The 21,038-nt window shown below is 48.5% G+C and carries 21 protein-coding genes and 1 other RNA gene; 8 read left to right on the forward strand and 14 right to left on the reverse strand.

From position 1 onward, the window contains the following. Nucleotides 1-72 precede the first annotated feature (72 nt). The 6 genes from EL262_RS04450 to EL262_RS04475 all read left to right on the forward strand — a co-directional run bounded on the left by EL262_RS04450 (nucleotide 73) and on the right by EL262_RS04475 (nucleotide 4,670). The gene (locus EL262_RS04450; protein WP_025837136.1) at nucleotides 73-633 is read left to right on the forward strand and encodes a C40 family peptidase; all 561 of its coding nucleotides are present in this window, start codon (nucleotides 73-75) and stop codon (nucleotides 631-633) included. Between the two features lie 8 nt (nucleotides 634-641). Continuing rightward, the gene (locus EL262_RS04455; protein WP_159442724.1) at nucleotides 642-1,343 is read left to right on the forward strand and encodes an inorganic diphosphatase; all 702 of its coding nucleotides are present in this window, start codon (nucleotides 642-644) and stop codon (nucleotides 1,341-1,343) included. Nucleotides 1,344-1,359: 16 nt separating this feature from the next. Further along, nucleotides 1,360-2,133 (forward strand): TrmH family RNA methyltransferase, encoded by a 774-nt coding sequence (locus EL262_RS04460; protein WP_036845296.1) that lies wholly within the window; start codon nucleotides 1,360-1,362, stop codon nucleotides 2,131-2,133. Between the two features lie 18 nt (nucleotides 2,134-2,151). Beyond that, nucleotides 2,152-2,829 carry a peptidylprolyl isomerase gene (locus tag EL262_RS04465; protein ID WP_025837132.1) on the forward strand — a complete coding sequence of 226 codons (678 nt, stop codon included), beginning with the start codon at nucleotides 2,152-2,154 and terminating at the stop codon, nucleotides 2,827-2,829. A 38-nt stretch (nucleotides 2,830-2,867) separates the two neighbouring features. Then, nucleotides 2,868-3,242, forward strand: an RNA gene (rnpB, locus tag EL262_RS04470) — RNase P RNA component class A. Nucleotides 3,243-3,269: 27 nt separating this feature from the next. Then, nucleotides 3,270-4,670, forward strand: a complete 1,401-nt coding sequence (locus EL262_RS04475) for a YihY/virulence factor BrkB family protein (protein ID WP_025837130.1) — start codon at nucleotides 3,270-3,272, stop codon at nucleotides 4,668-4,670. A 585-nt stretch (nucleotides 4,671-5,255) separates the two neighbouring features. Here EL262_RS04475 and EL262_RS04480 read toward each other — a convergent pair. After that, nucleotides 5,256-5,612: a carboxypeptidase-like regulatory domain-containing protein gene (locus tag EL262_RS04480; protein WP_025837128.1), complete on the reverse strand. Its 357-nt coding sequence runs from the start codon at nucleotides 5,610-5,612 to the stop codon at nucleotides 5,256-5,258. A 340-nt stretch (nucleotides 5,613-5,952) separates the two neighbouring features. Here EL262_RS04480 and EL262_RS04485 point away from each other — a divergent pair, with 340 nt between their 5' ends. Beyond that, a complete protein-coding gene (locus EL262_RS04485; RefSeq protein WP_025837126.1) occupies nucleotides 5,953-7,080 on the forward strand; it encodes a porin in 1,128 nt (375 codons plus the stop codon). On the opposite strand, the gene EL262_RS04490 is transcribed toward EL262_RS04485, so the two are convergent. The 13 genes from EL262_RS04490 to ybeY all read right to left on the reverse strand — a co-directional run bounded on the left by EL262_RS04490 (nucleotide 7,072) and on the right by ybeY (nucleotide 18,670). Continuing rightward, nucleotides 7,072-8,337, reverse strand: coding sequence for a glycosyltransferase (locus tag EL262_RS04490; protein WP_126464356.1), 1,266 nt, complete (start codon nucleotides 8,335-8,337; stop codon nucleotides 7,072-7,074). The two genes, EL262_RS04485 and EL262_RS04490, sit on opposite strands and share 9 nt — an antisense overlap. Nucleotides 8,338-8,605: 268 nt before the next feature. Continuing rightward, nucleotides 8,606-11,095 carry a 4-alpha-glucanotransferase gene (locus EL262_RS04495; RefSeq protein WP_078735577.1) on the reverse strand — a complete coding sequence of 830 codons (2,490 nt, stop codon included), beginning with the start codon at nucleotides 11,093-11,095 and terminating at the stop codon, nucleotides 8,606-8,608. Between the two features lie 25 nt (nucleotides 11,096-11,120). Then, the gene (locus tag EL262_RS04500) at nucleotides 11,121-12,140 is read right to left on the reverse strand and encodes an ATP-dependent 6-phosphofructokinase (RefSeq protein WP_036845310.1); all 1,020 of its coding nucleotides are present in this window, start codon (nucleotides 12,138-12,140) and stop codon (nucleotides 11,121-11,123) included. A gap of 460 nt (nucleotides 12,141-12,600) precedes the next feature. Beyond that, entirely contained in the window at nucleotides 12,601-13,608 is a 1,008-nt protein-coding gene (gene gap, locus EL262_RS04505) for a type I glyceraldehyde-3-phosphate dehydrogenase (RefSeq protein ID WP_025837120.1), read from the reverse strand. A gap of 149 nt (nucleotides 13,609-13,757) precedes the next feature. Beyond that, nucleotides 13,758-14,156 carry a hypothetical protein gene (locus tag EL262_RS04510; RefSeq protein ID WP_126464357.1) on the reverse strand — a complete coding sequence of 133 codons (399 nt, stop codon included), beginning with the start codon at nucleotides 14,154-14,156 and terminating at the stop codon, nucleotides 13,758-13,760. After that, nucleotides 14,153-14,608 (reverse strand): phage holin family protein, encoded by a 456-nt coding sequence (locus EL262_RS04515; RefSeq protein WP_025837117.1) that lies wholly within the window; start codon nucleotides 14,606-14,608, stop codon nucleotides 14,153-14,155. Before EL262_RS04515 ends, EL262_RS04510 begins: the two co-directional genes overlap by 4 nt. A 199-nt stretch (nucleotides 14,609-14,807) precedes the next feature. Continuing rightward, on the reverse strand, nucleotides 14,808-15,164 hold the full coding sequence (locus tag EL262_RS04520) for a YtxH domain-containing protein (protein WP_025837115.1): 357 nt from the start codon (nucleotides 15,162-15,164) through the stop codon (nucleotides 14,808-14,810). Nucleotides 15,165-15,265: 101 nt separating this feature from the next. Then, entirely contained in the window at nucleotides 15,266-15,997 is a 732-nt protein-coding gene (locus EL262_RS04525) for a TatD family hydrolase (protein ID WP_078735578.1), read from the reverse strand. After that, on the reverse strand, nucleotides 15,994-16,218 hold the full coding sequence (gene yidD / locus EL262_RS04530) for a membrane protein insertion efficiency factor YidD (RefSeq protein ID WP_174706348.1): 225 nt from the start codon (nucleotides 16,216-16,218) through the stop codon (nucleotides 15,994-15,996). Before yidD ends, EL262_RS04525 begins: the two co-directional genes overlap by 4 nt. Before the next feature lie 11 nt (nucleotides 16,219-16,229). Next, entirely contained in the window at nucleotides 16,230-16,622 is a 393-nt protein-coding gene (locus tag EL262_RS04535; protein WP_159442725.1) for a ribonuclease P protein component, read from the reverse strand. 65 nt (nucleotides 16,623-16,687) lie between these two features. Continuing rightward, nucleotides 16,688-17,440, reverse strand: coding sequence for a uroporphyrinogen-III synthase (locus tag EL262_RS04540; protein WP_025837105.1), 753 nt, complete (start codon nucleotides 17,438-17,440; stop codon nucleotides 16,688-16,690). Between the two features lie 61 nt (nucleotides 17,441-17,501). Continuing rightward, nucleotides 17,502-18,230: a DUF4271 domain-containing protein gene (locus EL262_RS04545; RefSeq protein WP_025837103.1), complete on the reverse strand. Its 729-nt coding sequence runs from the start codon at nucleotides 18,228-18,230 to the stop codon at nucleotides 17,502-17,504. Next, the gene (gene ybeY, locus EL262_RS04550) at nucleotides 18,227-18,670 is read right to left on the reverse strand and encodes an rRNA maturation RNase YbeY (protein WP_025837102.1); all 444 of its coding nucleotides are present in this window, start codon (nucleotides 18,668-18,670) and stop codon (nucleotides 18,227-18,229) included. The genes EL262_RS04545 and ybeY overlap by 4 nt, the downstream gene beginning before the upstream one ends. Before the next feature lie 537 nt (nucleotides 18,671-19,207). On the opposite strand from ybeY, the gene EL262_RS04555 reads away from it, so the two are divergent. After that, nucleotides 19,208-21,034 carry an Ig-like domain-containing protein gene (locus tag EL262_RS04555; RefSeq protein ID WP_159442726.1) on the forward strand — a complete coding sequence of 609 codons (1,827 nt, stop codon included), beginning with the start codon at nucleotides 19,208-19,210 and terminating at the stop codon, nucleotides 21,032-21,034. The last annotated feature ends 4 nt before the right edge of the window (nucleotides 21,035-21,038 follow it).

Here is a 21,038-nt window from a genome sequence, read left to right on the forward strand (position 1 = left end):
TAAGCTCTTCGGGACATCGCCACTGTCTCTTTTTCCTGAGAAGTAGAGACGCGGCTATTATCAGAATACGATTTGCAACGCAAGATAATCATACTTATACTCACGCTCCTTGTCATGGGGACGACCTCTTGCAGAGTCCATAAGCCTGCAGTAGTGGGTCGTGTGTGCCTGCCTCCCAGTCCACTCGAATTGGAGGTAGAAGAAAGGATAGAAGACCTTTCGCTTGAACTGAAAACTCCGGTCACAATAGAAGATAATCTCACCCTTTATGAGTTTGTCAAGGATTGGCTTCGTGTCCCATACAGATATGGGGCATACAGCAAGGCAGGCACGGATTGTTCGGGATTCGTCTATCACTTGTACAAGGATGTTTATGGGATAGATGTGACCCGCACTTCAGCTCAGGGGTTGAGAGAGAAGTGTAGGGCAATAGACAAGACTGAACTAAAAGAGGGAGACCTTGTCTTCTTCAATATACGAAACAGACGTGGAGGAGCTGCGTCTCATGTGGGTGTCTATCTCAAAAATGGTCTCTTCGTCCACGCTGCCACTCGCTCAGGAGTAACAATATCCAGAATGAGTGATGGATACTACACGAGATATTATCTCTCTTCGGGTAGGATTTTAGAATGATGACAACGATGTCCGATATATCTGTTCGTCCAAAGCGTAAGCCTTCACTGGTGCTCTTTGACATGGATGGGGTGCTCTTTGACACGATGCCCTATCATGCAGACTCTTGGTACACGACAGCCAAAGCTTACGGCCTGGAGGCTACGAGGGATGAATTTTATCTCTACGAAGGGCAAAAGGGGAGTGATACGATCAGACATCTGTACAAGAGACAGTTTGGTAGAGAAGCAAGTGAGGCTTTTGTGAGTGAGGTCTACAATCATAAGACAACGCTTTTCCGAGAACAGACCGAAATAACACTCATCCCGGGGATCGAACCCCTTATCCGACACTTCAAAAACGAAGGAATAAAGATCGGTGTGGTCACAGGGAGTTCAAAGAGTAACGCCTTGAGCAGAATAGGAGCGTATTTGGCGAACGATATCGACCTGAACAATGTCATAACAGCAGATGATTGCATCCTTGGAAAACCGGATGCAGAACCCTATAAAAGAGGAATGGCTCTATTTGATGCGATCCCGGAGGAGACCTTGGTCATCGAAAACGCACCTTATGGTGTCGAAGCAGCCTCCAAAAGCGAGGCTTTCGTCGTTGCGGTGATGACCGGACCTGTCCCCGAAAAGATTCTGTACGACAATGGTGCAGATGTCGTCCTGCCTGACATGGCAAGTGTCATGAATTGGTGGGTCACGAACTATGATAACAAATAAAGTGTAACTTCTCTCCATGCCGACCTTTCAACAACTGTCCCAAAAGGAGCTTAAACTCTACTCCTCCCTCAAGATGAAGAAGTATAGGGAGCAGTACGGTATGTTCGTTGCAGAGGGGCAGAAAGTGGTCGAAGAGACTATAAGCTTCTTTGAGGTTGTGGCTGTACTGTCGTCTTCCGAAGAGAGGATCAATGACCTAAAGCATAAACATCCTCTCGAAGACCACAAGGTACGAATCACAGGGGAGAGAGAAATGGAGCGTCTTTCGGCTTTGGACAAAGGGCGAGATCTCATTGCTGTTTACAACTTACCCGAGACTGCCCCCCTCCCAGAAAGTCTTGGGCTATGCGTTGCCTTGGACTCGGTACAAAACCCCGGAAACATGGGGACTATCATCCGTCTCTGCGATTGGTTGGGGATACGTCATCTCTTGTGTGGCGAGGGCTGTGTGGATATTTACAACCCCAAAGTCGTCCAAGCGACGGCGGGAGCTTTAGGCTCTGTTGTTGTTCACGAAAATGTTGTACTCAAGGATGTTCTTCCACAACATTTCAAAATCATCTGTGGAACAAAGATGGAAGGCATCCCCATCGGGGAAGCAACACAATACAATCGGGATAATTCGCTTTGTATCCTCTTTGGCAATGAAGGACATGGTATCTCTCAGGAGCTTCAAGATATCTGTACAGATTTTTACGCCATCCCTGCGGCTCCATCTTCGACGACAGAGTCTCTCAATGTAGGCATCAGTGCCGCAATCATTCTCTCAAAATTTATTGGTTTGACCTAAAATAATCTCCATAAAGTCATGCTCAGAACAATCTTCATCACACTTACAGTCATTGCACTTACGACACTTTCTGTCTTGGCTCAGTCCCTGACAGAGAAGGAGGTCATGATCGAGTTCAAAACCAATAAAGGGACATTTATAGTCAAATTGTACAACGAGACACCTAAGCATCGAGACAACTTCCTGAAACTCGTCAGGAACAACAGTTATGACAACATCATCTTCCACCGTGTCATCAACGGCTTCATGATCCAAGCAGGGGGTAATGTCCTCAAGGGCAACGAAGAGACTAAGACACAACTGGAAGAGCAACACAAAGAGACTTTGGAGGCCGAATTTATGTATCCAAAGCTCTTCCACAAGCAAGGCGTACTTGCAGCCGCTCGTATAGGTGATGACGAAAATCCTGAAAAGAGATCAAGCTCCTTTCAGTTTTATATCGTGACAGGGAAGTTCTTCCTCGATCACGAATTAGAAAAGATGTTCAAGAAAAAAGGGCTTCCTCTCCCCAAAGAAGTCAAAGATGTGTATTTGGGAAAAGGTGGTGCCCCTCACTTGGACGGCGAGTACACAGTCTTCGGTGAAGTAATAAAAGGGGATAGGGTCATCGATAAGATACAACACATCGAGACCGACGATGAAGACGCACCCATCAAACCGGTGTACATCAAGTCCACCAAAATAATAGACAAATAAAGATTTTAGAGAGTTTCTATTATCTTTGTCAAAAGAAAAGCAGTAGGAGACTTGTCGCTGGGCAGATCCACTTGTGGTATGCCGAGAGGAAAGTCCGGGCAACACAGAGCACCATACTTCCTAACGGGAAGACGTCGTGAGGCGTATTAGTGTAACAGAAAATGACCGCCGGCTCGTCCGGTAAGGGTGAAAAGGTGAGGTAAGAGCTCACCGAGGAAGTAGTGATACTGACTGCCGTACACATTATGGGTTGTAAGATCATGTATACCGACGCTGTAGGGTTGCTCGCCCGATGTCGAGGGGTAGATCGCTAGAGATGCAGGGCGACCTGCATAGTAGATAAATGACAAGGTTTGGGATCAGGCTCGCCTGCTCCGAGATAACAGAACCCGGCTTACCCCCTACTGCCTTTCTTCTCCCAAAACACTCACTACTCATATATGGATCAACAACAAAAAGCTCAAGAAGAACTAAAAAAAATACAGAAAGAGAGACAAGAAAGCCAATCAAAAACGAGCAAGATATCTACCGGCATCAAGAAGGCAATCAAGTTTGTCTCCCATGACATGTGGCGTCTCTACTCCAATGATGTCGGAGGCTTCAAGGGGTATCTGCTCAATGCAGTCAAGGTACTCTACATCTCGGTGACAGAGTTTATCAACGGCAATGTCAGCCAGAAAGCCTCAGCCCTTACCTATACAACCCTCCTATCCATAGTCCCCTTCTTTGCCATCATCCTGAGCATAGCCACAGGGTTTGGGATGAAGGAGTCCGTACAAGAACAACTCTATTACTACCTCCCGGGACATAGTGCAGAGCTTCAGAAAGCTTTCGAATTTGTCCAAAGCTACATGGATCAGATCCAAGGCGGAGTGGTCATCGGTATCGGTATCCTCATACTTCTCTATTCGGTCATCAGCCTGATGGTGACCATAGAAGACACATTCAACGAAGTCTGGCACATATCCAACACCCGAGAGTGGAGCAAAAGGCTTCTCGGCTACATGGCTGCCTTCGTACTCCTACCACTGGTGATGGCCATGTCTGCAGGTACCAACGTCTTCATCACCTCCCTCCAAAATGTCTCTCTTGTCGGGGACATCTCCCTTTCGCCACTCGTGGAGACACTCCTGAGAGTAATTCCATTCATTGCCGTCGTACTGATCTTCACATTTCTTTACTGGATCATGCCGAACACAAAGGTCGGTTTCGTCGCAGCCTTCGTCCCGGGCCTCATTGCCGGGATAGCCTTCCACACCTTCCAATTCTTGTACATCTCCGGTCAGATATGGGTGAGCAAATACAATGCCATCTACGGTAGTTTTGCAGCCATTCCCCTCCTCCTCCTCTTCATACAGTTAGCTTGGCTGATCTGTCTCTTTGGGGCACAGCTCTCCTATGCCATCCAAAACATCGAACGCTACGCATACAAGAAGGAGTGCGCGAACATCAGCAGGCGTTTCATTGATTTTGTGGCACTTGTGATCATGAAGAAAGTTTGCAAAAACTTCAAATACCAAGAGACTCCCTACACGGCCGAACTCCTTGCCAAGGAAAGTAATCTCCCCATCATCATCGTGACCGATACTCTTAACAAACTCATGGATGCCAATCTCCTCCTCGAACACCCGATCAAAGGAGAGCCCTACTCTCCCGTCTACCTCCCCAATATGGAGATAGACAAGATCACCGTCGGTCGGGTACTATCGGCACTTGATCGCTTGGGCGCAGAAGAGTTTGGCATCGACATCTGGGACAAGTATGCAGACGAATGGAACACCATCCGCAATGCACGCATCAATCCCGTCGAAGAGTCCGAACGTCTCGTGATCGACCTCTAAGTCGCCTCGGTTCGTCCCTATACGGAATAAGCACCCCACCTACAAAGAGGAGATCTTTTGTAGGTGGGGTTTTCTGTTTCTAAAACCTATGCACGATGTATGAAGAAATAGACAGCAGGACCGACGAAAGGGTAGTACCCGAAAAGTGTGTAATAGACCTCCTGAGCCACATGCTCCTCGCACCGTATATAACGTCAGTTCGATATAAAGGAGATATATAATGTATTGATTATTATAATGTTTAGTTTTTATGTATTTTTTAGGTGCTTACATTGCTCTCAGTTTTTTTTACTTATGTCTGAGTCCCAAACTCAAATGTTGGCTCTTCTTTGTGATTATCCTATTGAAATAAAAACGTAGCAATATCACAATTTACAAATACTCACTAACTTTAAATATATTTCCATAGATCGAACTGGCGTTGTATAGGCAAAAGGTCGCCTCAATCTACACTAAAAAATAGTGAGGAAAACGCCAGTTCGATATAAGGAAACACTCCACAAAACGAGTAAACACGTGTAAATCAATCTATTTCTATGCTCTATTTTAACAAAATACGAAATAGATTGATTTACACGTGTTTACTTATTTTTCAGCATATTTTCTTACGTCGAACTGAGACTCACGGAGGACAAAGTCGAGGATCATATCCTTATCCACGAGGACGAGCGTGTCGATACTCTGCTTGCCCACAAAGGAGACAAGGACACGGACACGACCTGTCGGAATACCCTTGATCAGGTATTTCCCATCCATCTGAGAATTACCTCCCATCTTGTACACGGGCAAGGAGACGGAGGCGTGAGGGAGAGGAGTGCGCTTCCCCTTGACCATCTCGTAGACCTTTCCGGAGAGCCGATGTCGCTCCTGCGCAAAAGTCAAAGTGATGCTTAATAGGGAAATAAGTACAACACCCAATACCCTTGGTGATCTTATCTTCATGTTTTTGAGTATTTATGATTTTACACTGCGAAAATACAACTATTTACAAGGGCTGACAATCCCCTGAATGTGGTATTTGCATCAGTAATTATAAAATAATGTCATAATACTCGACAAACAATATATAAAATCACTCAAATGATAATGTTCCGATCATACCTTGGCGTAAGTGGAGCAGGCGGATTTGATCGATCACCATCAAGTTTATATGTCTCTTCCTTTAGCCTTTGATATGGTGAGACTGCAAATATCCCGCCAAGCTTCGGTCTATGTATTTCTTTTGTTAATTTTGTAGGCGAAATGACCACTTTGTCCCAAAAAATCTGAGAGATACACAAATATGACAAAAAGATTGTTTTTGGCGGCGATCGTCGCCCTTATGACTCTGGTGAGTGCCTATGCTCAACGCGAACACTATACCAGTGACACCTCTCTTGCCGAGCAACTCAAACTGATCAAGGAAAAGCAAGACCGCTTCAACCTCTATCTCAATACCCACTTCAGTGCAGACATGATGTGGGACGATCATGACTTCCAACGTGCGAAGTTCAACGGCAAACAGCTCCGTATCGAAGCACGTGGTAACATCAGCGACAAGGTCTCTTACCGTCTCCTCCAGCGTCTCAATACCTCCAACGATGCAACCCGGGCGTATGACAACCTACCTCTATCGATCGATGTGGCAGGGATAGGTGTACAGTTGTCCGAGAAGTTTTCGCTCTTTATCGGTAAACAATGTACCGCATACGGAGGGGTGGAGTTTGACTTCAATCCCATCGTGGTGTACGAGTTTGCGGACATGATCGAATACTCACCCAGTTTCATGACGGGTGCGAACCTCATCTTCCGCCCCGTGGAGACACAGAAGTTTCAGTTCCAGATACTCAATGCACGCACAGGCACGCTCGAAGAGACTTACCCATGGATTCCGAAAGAAAAGCTCACAGACAGCAAGGCTCCCATCCTCGGTACGATCAACTGGAGCGGGCGTGTGACATCCTTCTGGAACACCCTTTGGTCCTACTCCTACATGATGCAGACCGACCATCATGGGCAGCACTATTTCGCACTCGGAAATGAGTTGAAGTTCGGCCCTGTTTCAGGATATTTCGACGCGATGTACTCGCGCGAAGGGCTCAATGCAAAGCCCCTCATCCCGGTTGTCGAGAATGCCGAATACCTCTCATTCATCGCCAAGCTCTCATGTCGCGTGCTCCCGAAGTGGAACCTCTTTGTGAAAGGAATGTACGAAACAGGATTTCAGGGCAAGGATCAGTGGCTGAATGGCGAATTGATGCGTTCTTCGTATGGCTATTTTGCCGGAGTGGAATACTTCCCCCACTGGGAAAACCTGAGATTCTTCCTCACCTATGTCGGCCGTGCATACGTTCACGAGTTTGACAGCAAACTTGACAACAACACCCACCGTCTCTCTCTCGGATTTATCTACCAGCTCCCTCTATTCTGACAACATAGAGGCATAGATCGCCCTCGCTTGCTCTGCCACCGTCTCGGCATAAAAGCGTGATGCCGTGGCACTGACCCTCTCTTTTTGTGCCCACTCTTCGGGATGCTCAAAGAGGTGTAGTAGTGCTTGTGCCATCGCCGAGGTGTCGTAAGGAGGGATGAGGAGACCATTCTCACTGAGTATGATGTCGGAGATGCCCCCGACCTCGAAAGCCAAAGCCGGCGTACCACAGGCGACGGACTCCAGCAGCGTCTGTCCGAAGGTCTCAAAGAGTGAGGTGGAGAGGGTCACACGTGCCGAATTATAGAGTCGGACGAGCTCTTCGGTCGAATGCACAGCTCCCATCGCCTCCACGGCGACAGGAAAGTCTGCGAGTGCCTGATTATCTTTGGGCACACCCACACAGACAAAGGTAGCGTACTTCGCAAAGGCCTCAGAGCGATCACAAGCCTTGCACAAGATCTCCTTACACAGTGGGAGTCCCTTGATGGGATCATCGGGGCGAGCCCCGACGAATAGGACTCTGAAGCCTTCGGGATGCTCCCCTGAAAGGGGTCTGAAGATGTTTGGATCGATCATATTCGGCAGGATAGAGACATCCGAATATCGAGCTAAAACTGAAGCTCTCACTTCATCCGCCACAGCCCGACTGACGGCCAAGAAATGGATCTTGTCATAGGGGAGCTTGGACTTCCGCCGGTACTGTCGCCAAGAGAGGTCCCGGGGTCGTCCTCCCGAAAGGATGGGACAAGCCGTACAGTGGTGATGAAACTTGGCACACCGCTCCACTTTTCCGTTTGCCGAAAAATATGGTATATGACACCCTCCCGTGATCGGCCATAAGTCGTGTAGCGACCAAAGCAGTGGTTTGCCCGTAGCGACAAGAGCCTCGATGCCTCGGAGGGAGACAAATGCGTGTTGTATCCAATGCAGGTGGATCACATCAGCCCACGCCACCCAAGGATGATTTGAGACATCACTTCCGCTGTCGGGAGAGTATTTGAAGAGCCTTGTCCTCTCATACCCCACGTGTGGCAGGAGCGAGAGGCGTTCGGTGACGAAATCGACCTTCCAAGCCCACTTACCCCATCGTCCCTTGTGATAAGGAGCAATGACATCGGCATCTACCTGCGCACCATCGGTGGCGATCAGCAGACGAGCTTCGACACCAATGGCATCGAGAGCTTCGAGCAGTCGTCGAGCCGCAACGGCAGCACCGCCACCTCCGGAGTAAGTATTGATCAGTAGGACTTTCATCTCCTTGTAAGTAAGTGTTTCAAGCACAAAGATACAGAAGTATTGGGCTCGGTGTTTCTCAAAGTCTGCTCCGATGTCGAAATACCCGAAAAATCCGGCATTCGATCAAACGACAGCACACATTCTTTCGTGGGACAGAATACATTCCGGCGACCGACAGAAAGCATTCTGTCCTGCGACATAAACAATCGAACCGTCTTTCCGAAAGGTCTCACTTGTGTATCGAGTGTATTTGAGTCAGGGAGACAACCAAGTTACGGTCTTCTATTTATCTGTCAGGGTCGTTTGACTTGTCATGAGTCAAAGCCTTTATTCGTTCCTTGAGTACCTCATCTGCCCTCAGAGCTTCGATCGAACCACTCATGCGATAGTCCCAAATGTGTCTCGGATCCTCGGGAATGTTGATGCGCTCGCTCTTGGGATCGACATCAGAGCCATAGCCCGAGAGGACACACCAGTCTTGGAGGGGGAGGATGACAAAGAGAGCGGCACTATCGAAGAGGGCTGAGATCAGACCGGCTGGTGTCAGGGGAGACTCTCCGGAGGTGTTGTAGTAGGTCTCCAGCTCTGTCCGCTCTCGCTCGGATCGCTCCTGCCACCACCCCCTCAGGGTAGGCATATCATGCGTGGAGGTGCTGAGCACCGAGAGCGTAGGGATGTCTTCGCTCCGCACAATGCTTGCCACAGGACTCTTGGGCATACGCAGGATCTCCAGCGACAGGATCTCACAGCTCGACAGGACCTCGCTGACACTGTGGGGCAACATCCCCAGATCTTCGGCACAGAGGAGCATCCGTGATGCCGACATCAAGCCCCTGATACGCTCGATGGCGGTCTGCCGCCATAGGCTTTCGTTGCGGTGATAGAAGTATTCGTCATGGAGAGCCATCAGTCGCTGAGCCAACCCATCGTCCAACGTCTTCAAGAGTGGCAAACGAGACAGCATCACTCTGGGATGATAGAGACTGTCTTCATCTTTCAACAAGACCCTGTCGGGATCTCCGGCCTTATCCAAACCTTCGGGAGAGATACCCCGATCGGCGAGCTCGTGCACGGAGTAGCCAAGAGCAGGCACAAATCGACCTAAACAAGGATCGGTCTCTCCCCTCGGGACGCTCCATATCCTAAAGAAGCCCAAGATGTGATCGATACGTATGGCACTGAAATAACGCTCCATCGTGGAGAGCCTTCGTCGCCACCACCGATACTCATCGGCACGCATACGTTCCCAGTTGTACGTAGGGAAACCCCATATCTGACCGTTTGCGGAAAAAGCATCGGGGGGCGCACCGGCATTCATCCCGATGTCGAACAAGTGTGGGGAGACCCACACATCCACACTGTTGCGACCGACACCTATCGGCAGATCCCCCTTGAGGAGTATAGAGTATTCCTTGGCTCTTCGACTGAGGATTGCCAACTGTCGATACAGATGATATTGAACAAAATTATGCAACTCTACCTCTGACGTAGCATCCTTCCCCTCGACACTTCGAACCTCTTCCCACTCACGTCTCACCATGGCATAAGGAGGGTAGTCCACGACTTCCCTATGAGGATGACGGTCTCTAAGGACGCAGAAAAGGCTGTATGCCATGAGGTCTTCCCCCTCTTCTTCCAAAAATGAGCGATACTCTTGGGTCTCATGACCTCCGGCATCGTACCAGCGAGCAAAGATGTCACGGATCACTTCCCACTTCAGATCCAAGACCTCTGTGTAAGCGACGGTAGGTAGTGCATTCAGGCGTAGAGCCTCTCGCTCCCATCGGTCACGCTCGACAGAAGTCGAATAGTAAGGGAGATCTCGAACGGAAAGATACAGCGGATGGAGACCATAAGTGGTTATGCTGTTGTATGGATAGGTATCTGCCAAGGTGCCTGTGAACGAGGTGTCATAGATCGGCAAGAGCTGATACACGGTCTGTCGGGTCTCTTTGAGCCATTCCAACAGAAGCAAAGCGTCGTCAAAGTCCCCCACCCCGAACGACCGATCGGTACGTAAAGAGAAGAGGGGCAAGACTGTGCCGGAGAGTTGATGTGACAATTGATCCAAAGCCACATCGAAGTCGGGGGGATGTACGAAGTGTATCGTACTCCCCTCGGAGGAATGCAACCATCGGTTGTCCCCCCTCTCCCAAAGGTAAGTACCGTCCTCCAGTCGGAAAACAAACTTATACTCTGTATCCACCTCCTCCCGAGAGACAAAATAATAGTCATCACCACTCCTTGAAAGAGGGACAGAACGACTAAGATCCCAAGCCCCCAAAGGCTCAGACGCACCACAGACAAAGAGCTGTCCGGTCAGCAAGTGAGGCAGATGAACGGCTGTTATGGTTACAGTCAAAGCATCCAGCGTTATGGGTCTGACTTCATCACTCTTGGGATGCAGAAGCGGAGCAATCGGATATTGGTTGAGTCGATGTAGAGGAGAAGGATCTATCCACCGGTCTTTGATGCGTACATCTTCGCCAAGAGGAGGATTGATGATGAGCGTGTGGGGTGCAGGGGCTTCGTATCGGATGGGGACACCTTCCTTTTCAAGCAAATAGTTGTACGACAGCACGTAAGAGCCCTCACCGTGTAACTGCTCGGGAAGCTCCAACGAAAGATGCCAACACTTTCCTTGCAACTGCATGGATAAGGCTCTACGCTCGTTGTAACCTTCAGGAGAAGAAATCTCCCCCTCCCAGACCAATGAGTAATCGGGTGAAGAGACATGGTACTCGATCTCAAAGTGCAATGTTGCCGTCCTATTCATACGTTGTAATAGAGAGAATCTCCGGTCATTCTCTCGGAAGCCCGAAAGAGATACCCATGCGACGGCCTTGGATGATGAGCTCGTTGTCGGGCTCTACGACCTTTAGTCGACCTGCGACTTGAGAGAGTGGGATATGCCCCAAAGCTCCTCCCTGCATACGCACCATGACTCCGAAGATACCTTGCGAGATGAGCTGGGCTGCGTGTCCTCCCATTCGTGTACCGAGATTGCGATCGGTAGCGGAGGGAGCGCCACCACGCTGGACATATCCCAAAACGGTCTCACGGCATTCGAGGAATGTTTCTTCCGAAAGGATCTTGCTGAGACGATGACCGGGACGCTTCTTGCCGTTGATCTCTATCCCTTCGGCCACAACGATGATGGAGTGTTGTTTGCCAGCCTTGGCGCGCTCTACGATGTCTTTCTTGATGACTTCGATGTCAAACCCGAGTTCGGGCAAAAGAATGACGTCGGCGGCTCCCGCCATACCGGCATGGAGAGCAATCCACCCGGCATGATGTCCCATGACCTCGACGACCATCACACGGTTGTGCGATGCGGCAGTGCTGTGAAGACGGTCGATGGCTTCTGTGGCAATACTCACGGCGGTATCAAACCCGAAAGTGACATCAGTACCCCAGACGTCATTGTCGATCGTCTTGGGGATCGCAACAACATTGAGACCGAGATCCGAGACGATCTTAGCAGTCTTCATTGTCCCATTCCCCCCGATGGCAACGATCGCATCAAGGCCAAGGCGGTGATAAGCCTCACAAAACTCATTGGCAAAGGCCTCATCTTGAAGCAAAGCCTTACCGATATGCCCTTCACGAGAAGTGCCGAGGATGGTGCCGCCAAGATGAAGAATACCACTGAGTTTGTCCATATTCAAGACGTCATAACTACCTGCAGGGATGCCTGAGAAGCCTTTATGAAAGCCTAACACCTCCATACCATGAGCCACCATGGCAGTCTTCCCTACCCCTCGTATCGTGGCATTGATCCCGGGACAGTCTCCTCCCGATGTGAGTATACCTATTCTCATATTTGTTGTATGCCTATTTTAGTTGTTTTCTAACAACTAAGGTAAGAAAAAATCACGACTGAGAGCCTGTCTCCCACTCACCTAATAAGCCTCACCTTGAAGCCTCCACGCTCGTCCTCTCCCGAAGCCGGCACCACCTCCGATCACGGAGCCTCCCTCATCCTCTGAATACTCCCCACATAAGCCTTCGTATATCTCCACAAAGACTGAACCAAATCAAACAGTCTTTGGCTTCTGATCGAAAGAAATCTGTCAGCTATTTAACGCGAACACTTGGTGGAAAGATGAAACTATCTTCATCAAGAAGAAACCCAAAAGGCTTATACCACTATCTATCATAGGATCACGCCTTCTCACATTGAGGACGAGCCCCTTCATTTAAGGAGACAAAAAATCCCCACTGATGAGATAACACTCATCAGTGGGGATGTGGTATGATTTCTCCGTCAGAGGAGGTGGATTATCCGTTGACCTTAGCCATGTGGGCAACGAGATCCAATACCTTGTTAGAGTAACCGATCTCATTGTCGTACCAAGAAACGACCTTCACGAATGTATCTGTGATTGCGATACCTGCTGTTGCATCAAAGATCGAGGTACGAGTATCACCGAGGAAGTCTGATGACACGACTGCTTCGTCTGTGTAACCAAGGACACCCTTCAATTCGCCTTCAGAAGCTTCCTTCATAAGACGGCAGATTTCTTCGTACTTGGCAGGCTTAGCAAGATTTACAGTAAGGTCTACCACCGAAACGTCAAGAGTAGGCACACGCATAGACATACCTGTGAGCTTGCCATTGAGTTCAGGGATCACCTTACCTACCGCCTTGGCAGCACCTGTAGATGATGGGATGATATTGCCAGTAGCCGCACGACCGCCACGCCAGTCCTTGAGTGAAGGCCCATCGACAGTCTTCTGAGTAGCTGTGACAGAGTGCACAGTAGTCATGAGACCGTTAACGAGACCAAAGTTATCATTGAGGACCTTAGCAATAGGAGCAAGACAGTTGGTTGTACAAGATGCGTTTGATACGATCTGAGTACCCTTTACGTATTCGTTGTGATTGACACCGATGACGAACATAGGAGTATCATCGCTGGATGGAGCAGACATAACGACATACTTCGCACCTGCAGCAAGGTGAGCTTGAGACTTTTCCTTAGAGAGGAATAGCCCTGTAGACTCTACGATATACTCAGCACCGGCCTCATTCCACTTGAGGTTTGCAGGATCCTTTTCAGCTGTTACACGGATCTTCTTACCGTTGACAATAAGAGTAGAGTCGCCTTCATAGCTGACCGTACCATCAAATCTACCGTGCATGGTGTCATACTTGAGCATATAAGCCAAGTAGTCTACCGGAGCAAGGTCATTAATAGCTACGACTTCCATGTCGTTACGAGTCTGAGCCGCACGGAAAACAAAGCGACCAATACGACCAAAACCGTTGATACCTACTTTAATCATAGTTTATGAGTTCTTTTTATTAGGTTGAATAAGATTAGTGCATTACACAAAGGCGCCAAAAGCATATCTTGCTATTGACTTCGTACAAATGTACGAATAATAATATTGTCCTACCACTTTATCGTGAAAGAAAAACACCAATCTCTCAACTAAATCAGTTTGAGGATCCCCTTGAGCAGAAACCTCAAAATCCCACCCGTACGGCGAAGACCGAAACTCAGTATTCTGCGCTTGCCCATATCCATCAAAAATGGCAATATCCCTCCGCTCAGATTACTCCAAAACGAGCTTTTCCCGGTCGAGGTACGACGAGAAGAGGAGACTGTACTCTCGCCATGCAGTCCTGGCAGTACGCTACGCAATATACGAGCCACAATGGGACTGGAGTCCTCCAAAGACTCGACGACCTGACGTCCTGCCACACTGACAACGTTGGAACGGAAATAGTCAACATTCTCTTCAAGGCGTTGACGACTACGTTCATATCTTCTCTCGAGGCTGGCCTTACGCATTTGCAACCTCACTTCTGGTTTTATTCGGTTGTTCATTGCATTCTTTCCTCCTGAGTGTATGTATTGTAAGTTTCGGGATGATACTCGATGGCAAGAGCGTCGGTATTGACGACCTCGGGGGTCTCGTCCAGCATCTTTCCGATGATCTTGTTGTAGCTTGATCGCACGATACTCTTACGCAAAAAGAGCATGATCAAACCGATCAAAAGCAATATCCCACCGACGGCCAAAAAGCCCAGAGAGACTGCTGTGAGCACAGAGACGTCACCATCGACAAACAACGTGGCCATACCCAATGCAGCCGAAGTGAGAAGCATCCCGATGACAAACAACAACAGCACGATGAGGATGGTATTGTAGGCGATGTTGAGCCCGACAGGTATCCCCTTCTCGTAAGCAGAAAGCTTGTACAGCTCGATCTTACTATCTATGATATTGCTGAGATCTTCTTTGGTCTCTTGAATAAGAGTTTGTATAGACTTCTGCATATTTCAATAATCTAAATGATACAAAATTAAGAGAACACTCCCCCTGACAAACGCAACGAGTCCGTCTGCAAGAAACGCTCTCCCAGAAAAGCTCTCTCCACGGAGGGAACGAAGCACTATACCCCACCCTCTTCATTGAGACAGCCCCCGCAAGGCTATTTCAGGCACACAGACTCGCTACTACAAGGAGAGATACGGATCAGATTTTCTTTTCGATCTCGTCGTACTTCTCTTCAACCTTTTCGACCACCTCGTCGAATGTTTCCTCACCACGACGAGCGAGACGAGAAGCTCTTCCCTTCATGTCTTCGTAAAAGTCTTCAGCCTCTCCCTTCATATCTGCCATATATCTGGAGAGGTCTCTCTTTGCCTTACGTCCGCGGATACGAGCATCATAGTATGCATCTTTGATATTTTCTCTCATCTTGTCTGCAGTGTCATTGACACCATCGATGAGACGCTCTCTGCGTTCGTCATCCGAAAGATAAGCAATTGCTGCGCCGATTGCAGTACCGATAGCTATACCGAGGAGTAGTTTTACTTTGTCATTTCTCATAATCTATTCTTTCTTTTCTGTTAGTGAATCCGAGAGTTCAAGATTTTATCATCTCGAACCTCTATTTACAAATATAAGTCTTTTATTTCAAAGGGACTAAATTATTTTGATAGAAAAATCTTAAAATCCCCTAACAGTTTATTACGAAGATAAGACACATCAACATCCAGAAGAGAAGCAGCCTCGCCATACACAGTCTCAATGTCTCTATCACTATCATCGGTCTCCAGAAAGAACACCCCCTCTGCACTCCGCATCATTATCTCCTTTGGGGTATGATGTGTAGGCGAAAGCGACACATGAACACCGGCAGAAATCAGCTGTCCCAAAGTGGCAGACTTACCCCTAAAACCATGATAAAACCAACCGACACATTCGGAAGGCACACTACTTTTCAAAGCCAATAACCTATGCACTCCACCGACGATGTGCAGCACCAAAGGAAGACCCAGATCCTGCGCCAAAGCATAGTGAAAAGCCATCAAAGCATCCTGATCCTCCCATGACAGTACACTCCGTCTGTCCCATCCACACTCACCGATACCGCAGCAACGGCCCCCCAACGCATTGATCTCTGCCATCAGATCGGCTCGAAGTTTGTCAGGCTCGACACGAAGTCGGCGGACAAGCTCCTGCACATCATCCTGCATGGGATGGATACCAAGAGTCACATAGTTCGCTTCGGGCAAAGGCAACTCCAGCCCATACATCACCGACTGCACGGCAATGACATCCGTACGACCGGCATAGACCTGATAACGATGACGATGGGTATGGAAGTCGACATAGGGCGATACCCCCATCCCTCCTTGTCCAAGTTCCTCGATCCTCATGGCACAGGATCATAACCGCTACCACCCCAAGGATGACAGCGCAAGATGCGCCTCACTGCAAGATAAAGCCCCTTGATAGGACCATGCTTGCGGAGTGCCTGTATGGCATAGGCCGAACAAGTCGGTGCATAACGACACGTAGGAGGCTTGAGGGGCGACAAGAACCTCTGATAAAATCGTATCGGCAGGATGAGAAGTTTGATGAGGAATTGTCGTATCATAGGCTATAAGGTTATTCGTTGAGGACGGACACGATCTTGTCCAAGGCATACTGCACCGAGCGCAAGACCTTGTCACTCTGCGTGAGTTCATTGGCGATATAAAGGAAGCCGATCCGTATCACAAGCCCATTCTCCCGGGCAAAAGCCACGATTGCAGACTTATTTGTGCGATAGGACTCTCGCGTACGCCGCTTCATGGTATTACGATCCGTGGCATGTTTGAGCCTCTTTTTGGGGATGCTGACAAGGATCTTCACACCACCCTCGCAGACCTCTTCAGTCTGAATAATGATGCGGAAAGGAAACGCTGAGAAGCTCTTCCGAGAGGCAAAGAGCGCCTCTACCTCACGATTGAGATACAGGCGCTCTTCTTTGCTCAGTCCATTTGGTTTCATCTTTCCCATGACGGTGATCGAAGGATGCTGAAGGCTCATGTATAAAGCCGAAAGGCATCGCTCTTTATGACGTTTTACTTCTTTGCCACCAAGAGGCTCTCTATGGCCGCAGCCATAGAAGGGAACATGGGCGAAGGAGCAGCTACAGCAGACTTGAGTCCCTTGGCCTCAACCGCCTTGGCCGTACCATCCCCGAAACAGCCGATGAGCTGCTCACCCTGTGCGTAGTCGGGGACATTCTCTATGAGTGAGTCGATCCCATTGGGACTGAAGAAGACGAGCATATCGTACGACTCGATCTCCTCTTTCGTAAACGTTTGGTTGATCTTTCGGTAAAGCACCGATCTGGTATAAGCTATATTTTTGCTCTCCATAGCCTGAAGGAGTTCGTCCTTATGACTTTCCTCGGTAGCAGGGACGAAATACTTTTCCTTCGGATGCTTGAGGATGATCTGAGCCAACTCACTGGTCTGACCCTTTTCGGCAAAAAATATCTTACGCTTACGATAAACAATGTACTTTTGGAGATAAGTTGCCACCACCTCCGAGCCACAGAAGTACTTCATCGTATCGGGCATCGTGAGACGAAGCTCTCCGACCATCTTGAAGAAGAAGTCCACGGCTGTGCGTGATGTGAGGACAATGGCGGTGTGATCCAAGATCTCCACCTTCTGATCTCTGAACTCTCGGGCAGAGACCGATTCTGTGGTAAAAAAAGGTTTAAAATCCAGTTCCAACTGGTATTTCTCAGCCAAGGTAAAGTACGGAGACTTAGCAACCGTAGGTTGGGGCTGAGAGACAAGTATCTTTTGAATTTTTCTCGACATGAAGCATCTGCTTTTTGCGGCTCGTCATCAATAGACAACGACCTGTCTTACAACTCTCTACTTATAGAAACACACCCAAAAGCAACAATAAGGGTGCAAATTCTCGCCCGCAAAGGTACAAAAATAGATGCAAAGGATGATGAAAAGAAAATCTAAATATTTGGACGATACGTACAAAAAGTATAATCCGAAACACCACATACCCTACCAACGCCACGGCAAGAGAGACCGTATGACTCAACTTATCCATCACTAGCATGAGGACGGGCACGAAAAGGAATAATGACCACAGAGACAGGAGTGTAAAGTAGTTGACCCTCCACACTTTCACCTCCTCCTTGGTCGCAAAGACGAGTCCGATCCATCGGTAGACGAGACAAGACACCACAAAAGCCCCAACGATCACCCCCACAAAGGCCAACAATCGCCACCGATAGCTCGTGTAATCCATCGCATTGCCGACCTTATCGGCATAACCGGCTTCGAGGAGAATAGCCAGCAGGAAAGCCCCCTGCAGGAGGAAGAAGGTCGTAATCCCGACACCCGGAGTATCGCTCTCTCCCTTGACATTGTCACCGGCACGAAGCGCAAGGATATTGAGCACCTTAGTACGCCTAAGAGCCGGAGAGAAGAGCGAAAAAAGAGCCGTGAAAAAGAGGGTGATAAGCACAGCTACCACCACACCCTCGCTGTGCGAAGGGGAAGGAGGTGCAACCACCTCGCCATAGCGCTCAGCAAAGGCCGGCCACACCGTAGAGAGCGTATCGGATATGAGGATAGACGTCTTCACTTACGCCACATTTCGGACTGATCCTCGGAGAGCATCGAGAGTGCACGATTTTCGGCAACACGCATCTTAGCCTCACTCTCATCATCGAGATCATCCTCACCACAGAGGTGAAGGATACCATGGATGATCACTCGCAAAAGTTCGGTCTCGAACCTCTGACCATACTTCTCAGCATTCGATGCCACGGTATCGAGACTGATGACGATATCGGCAAAGAGGAGATCATCCACTCCCTGACCAAAGGTAATGATATCCGTGTAGTAGTCGTGTCCGAGGTACTTGTTGTTCATCTCCAGAATCTTCTCGTCGTCACAAAAGAGGTATGTGACCTCACCGATCTCACGGCCATAGCTTGCAGCCACATCCGTGATCCATCGGCTCACCTCTCGACGTCTGAACTTAGGGATATTGACACCTTCAGAATAAAACGTAATAGCCATAGCCTACCTCCTTACATTCATTTTGGATACTGATAAAGACTACTACAAATATAATAAACTTTTCCTCTCGCTCCCAGCCGAACAGTCTCGGACTTCTCTTGTAAAGGGAAAGACACTCTTATCTCTTCCAAACAATAAATAAAATCATATCACAAAATAGGAATCGGCATTACGGCCATAAGACTGAAGACACAGAAAATTTGACTCCGAAGCCCTATTGGGTTGTCCCTGAATCATGCCCGCACAAAAAGCCCCATCCACAATAGAAACAGAAAACATTCTGTCCTATATCTCTATCAGAACAAAATGATGTGATAAGGGATAGCAAGTACGATTTGATTCATTCGGCCCCAATACCCTAAAGTCAATAAAGAAAACATATAAAATGTAATCAAAAGCAAAATAAAAGCTATCTTTTTACCCCTCCGACCTTGTCTGGTCAAAATATTTTGCACAACTTTGCGCCAATCCCTACAAGACAAATCATACTATAAGCACGCATATATTAACTTAATAACAAGCACAATGAAAAGTACTATGAAACCCTTATTGTCGCTATTTTTCGTGGCTTTGTTGATGATCATGTGTTCGCCCCAGAAGGAACGTGACATCATGATAGACTCAATACGCCTGAGCAATAGCACAATCTCTCTGGTTAAGGGAGAAAAAATCACATTGGAGGCAGAGGTATTACCCCTCAATTCGACCCATCAACAACTTTCTTGGTATTCGACCGACAATACCATAGCGAGTGTCTCTAACGATGGAACCATCGTTGCCAATGAGGCGGGCGAAGCCACCATCACAGTAAGAGCTGGCAAAGTGTGGACGAGCTGCTTGGTCAGAGTCATGGCTCAAAAGATCCCGGTGCAGTCCTTCTCGTCCGAGACTCAAGAGGTGGTACTCCCCCCCGACGAACAAGTCAAACTCTCTTACACCGTAACGCCGGAGAATACGACGGATCACATCCGGTGGAAATCTGCGGACGAATCCATCGCTCGTGTCGTTGGTGGGACAGTCTTTGCACGTACACTTGGCACAACCACCATCACCGGCACCATCGGAGACAAGAGCTTGACATGGACCGTCCATGTACGCCAAGCCCCTCCCAAGGTCTCACACATCGAGATCACCCCCTCAGTACTCGAAATTGAAGTTGATGAGGTACACCTGCTGGGGCTTAAGGTATCAGCAGACAGACCCGAGGATGTAACCATCACATGGCATAGCTCTGATGACCGCATCGTCTCTGTACTCAATGGTAGGATCACCGCAAAAAAGCAGGGGAGTACAATCATAACTGCAAAAAGCGGTGAACTTGAGGGTAAATGTACCGTCACCGTGATTGAAAAATCTAATGAGATCAAGTCCCTCTCTCTAGACAAGGAGAGTGCGAAACTACGTGTCGAGGAGAGCGTCACTCTCCAAGCTCATGTCGTTCCGGAAAGTGCCCTCTCAATGCTCAAATGGAGCTCTTCCGATGAGAGCATCGCCACAGTATCTCCTTACGGGATGATAAAGGCGGTAGGCAAAGGCAAAGCAGAAATCACCGTCGAAGTAGGCAATCGCAGTGCCGTGTGTACACTCACCGTGACGGCAGGTCTGGAGGCAGATGACTTCATCATAGATATATCAGACATTTCGGCTCTCGATGCGACAGTGACACTCACTCCTCCGGATGATGAGATGACATATGTCTTCGATGTCTACTCCCTGCACCAATATGAGACCATAGAGAAAAATGGCGGTGTCATAGAGCACAACTTTGCGTTCTGGAAGCAGTTTGGAGACGATTCTTTCCAAACAGACCTCAAGACCGGCATCACTAAGACAAACGTAGCAGACAACAAGGAGCCCGGTCCATTCCCCGGAATGACTTACGTGGCGACCTGCTTCGGCATCGACCGTAACAAGAACGTCACTTCACCTCTGAAAGCGGTTAAGTTTGAGCTCAAAGGTAGCACACCATCGGACAATAAAATCACGTTCAAAGAGATCGAAATCACCCAAAAAGGGATAGCCGGAGAGATCACCACGACCAATGCCGACGGCTATTATCTATCCGTACAACGTCGTAGATACGTCGACTCCTACAGAGATCAGGAGAAGAATGATCCTACAAAACTCATAGAAGGACTGTCACCCACACACTATATGATATATAGAGCCTTGGGAGCAGATCTTAAGTATGGCACGTTGGACGAACTCATCCTTCACGGTAATATCACGCTCAAAGATGACTACTTTGGGGCAAAATCCCCCGGTAGGGAATATGTGTTGATCATAGTGGGCATGGACAAAGAGAAAGGTCTCTGCACCGAACCGATATACCATTACTTCAAGACAAAACCTAGAAACGAATAAACCT

The organism is Porphyromonas cangingivalis (genome assembly GCF_900638305.1).
In the GTDB taxonomy this organism is placed as follows: Bacteria; Bacteroidota; Bacteroidia; order Bacteroidales; family Porphyromonadaceae; genus Porphyromonas_A; species Porphyromonas_A cangingivalis.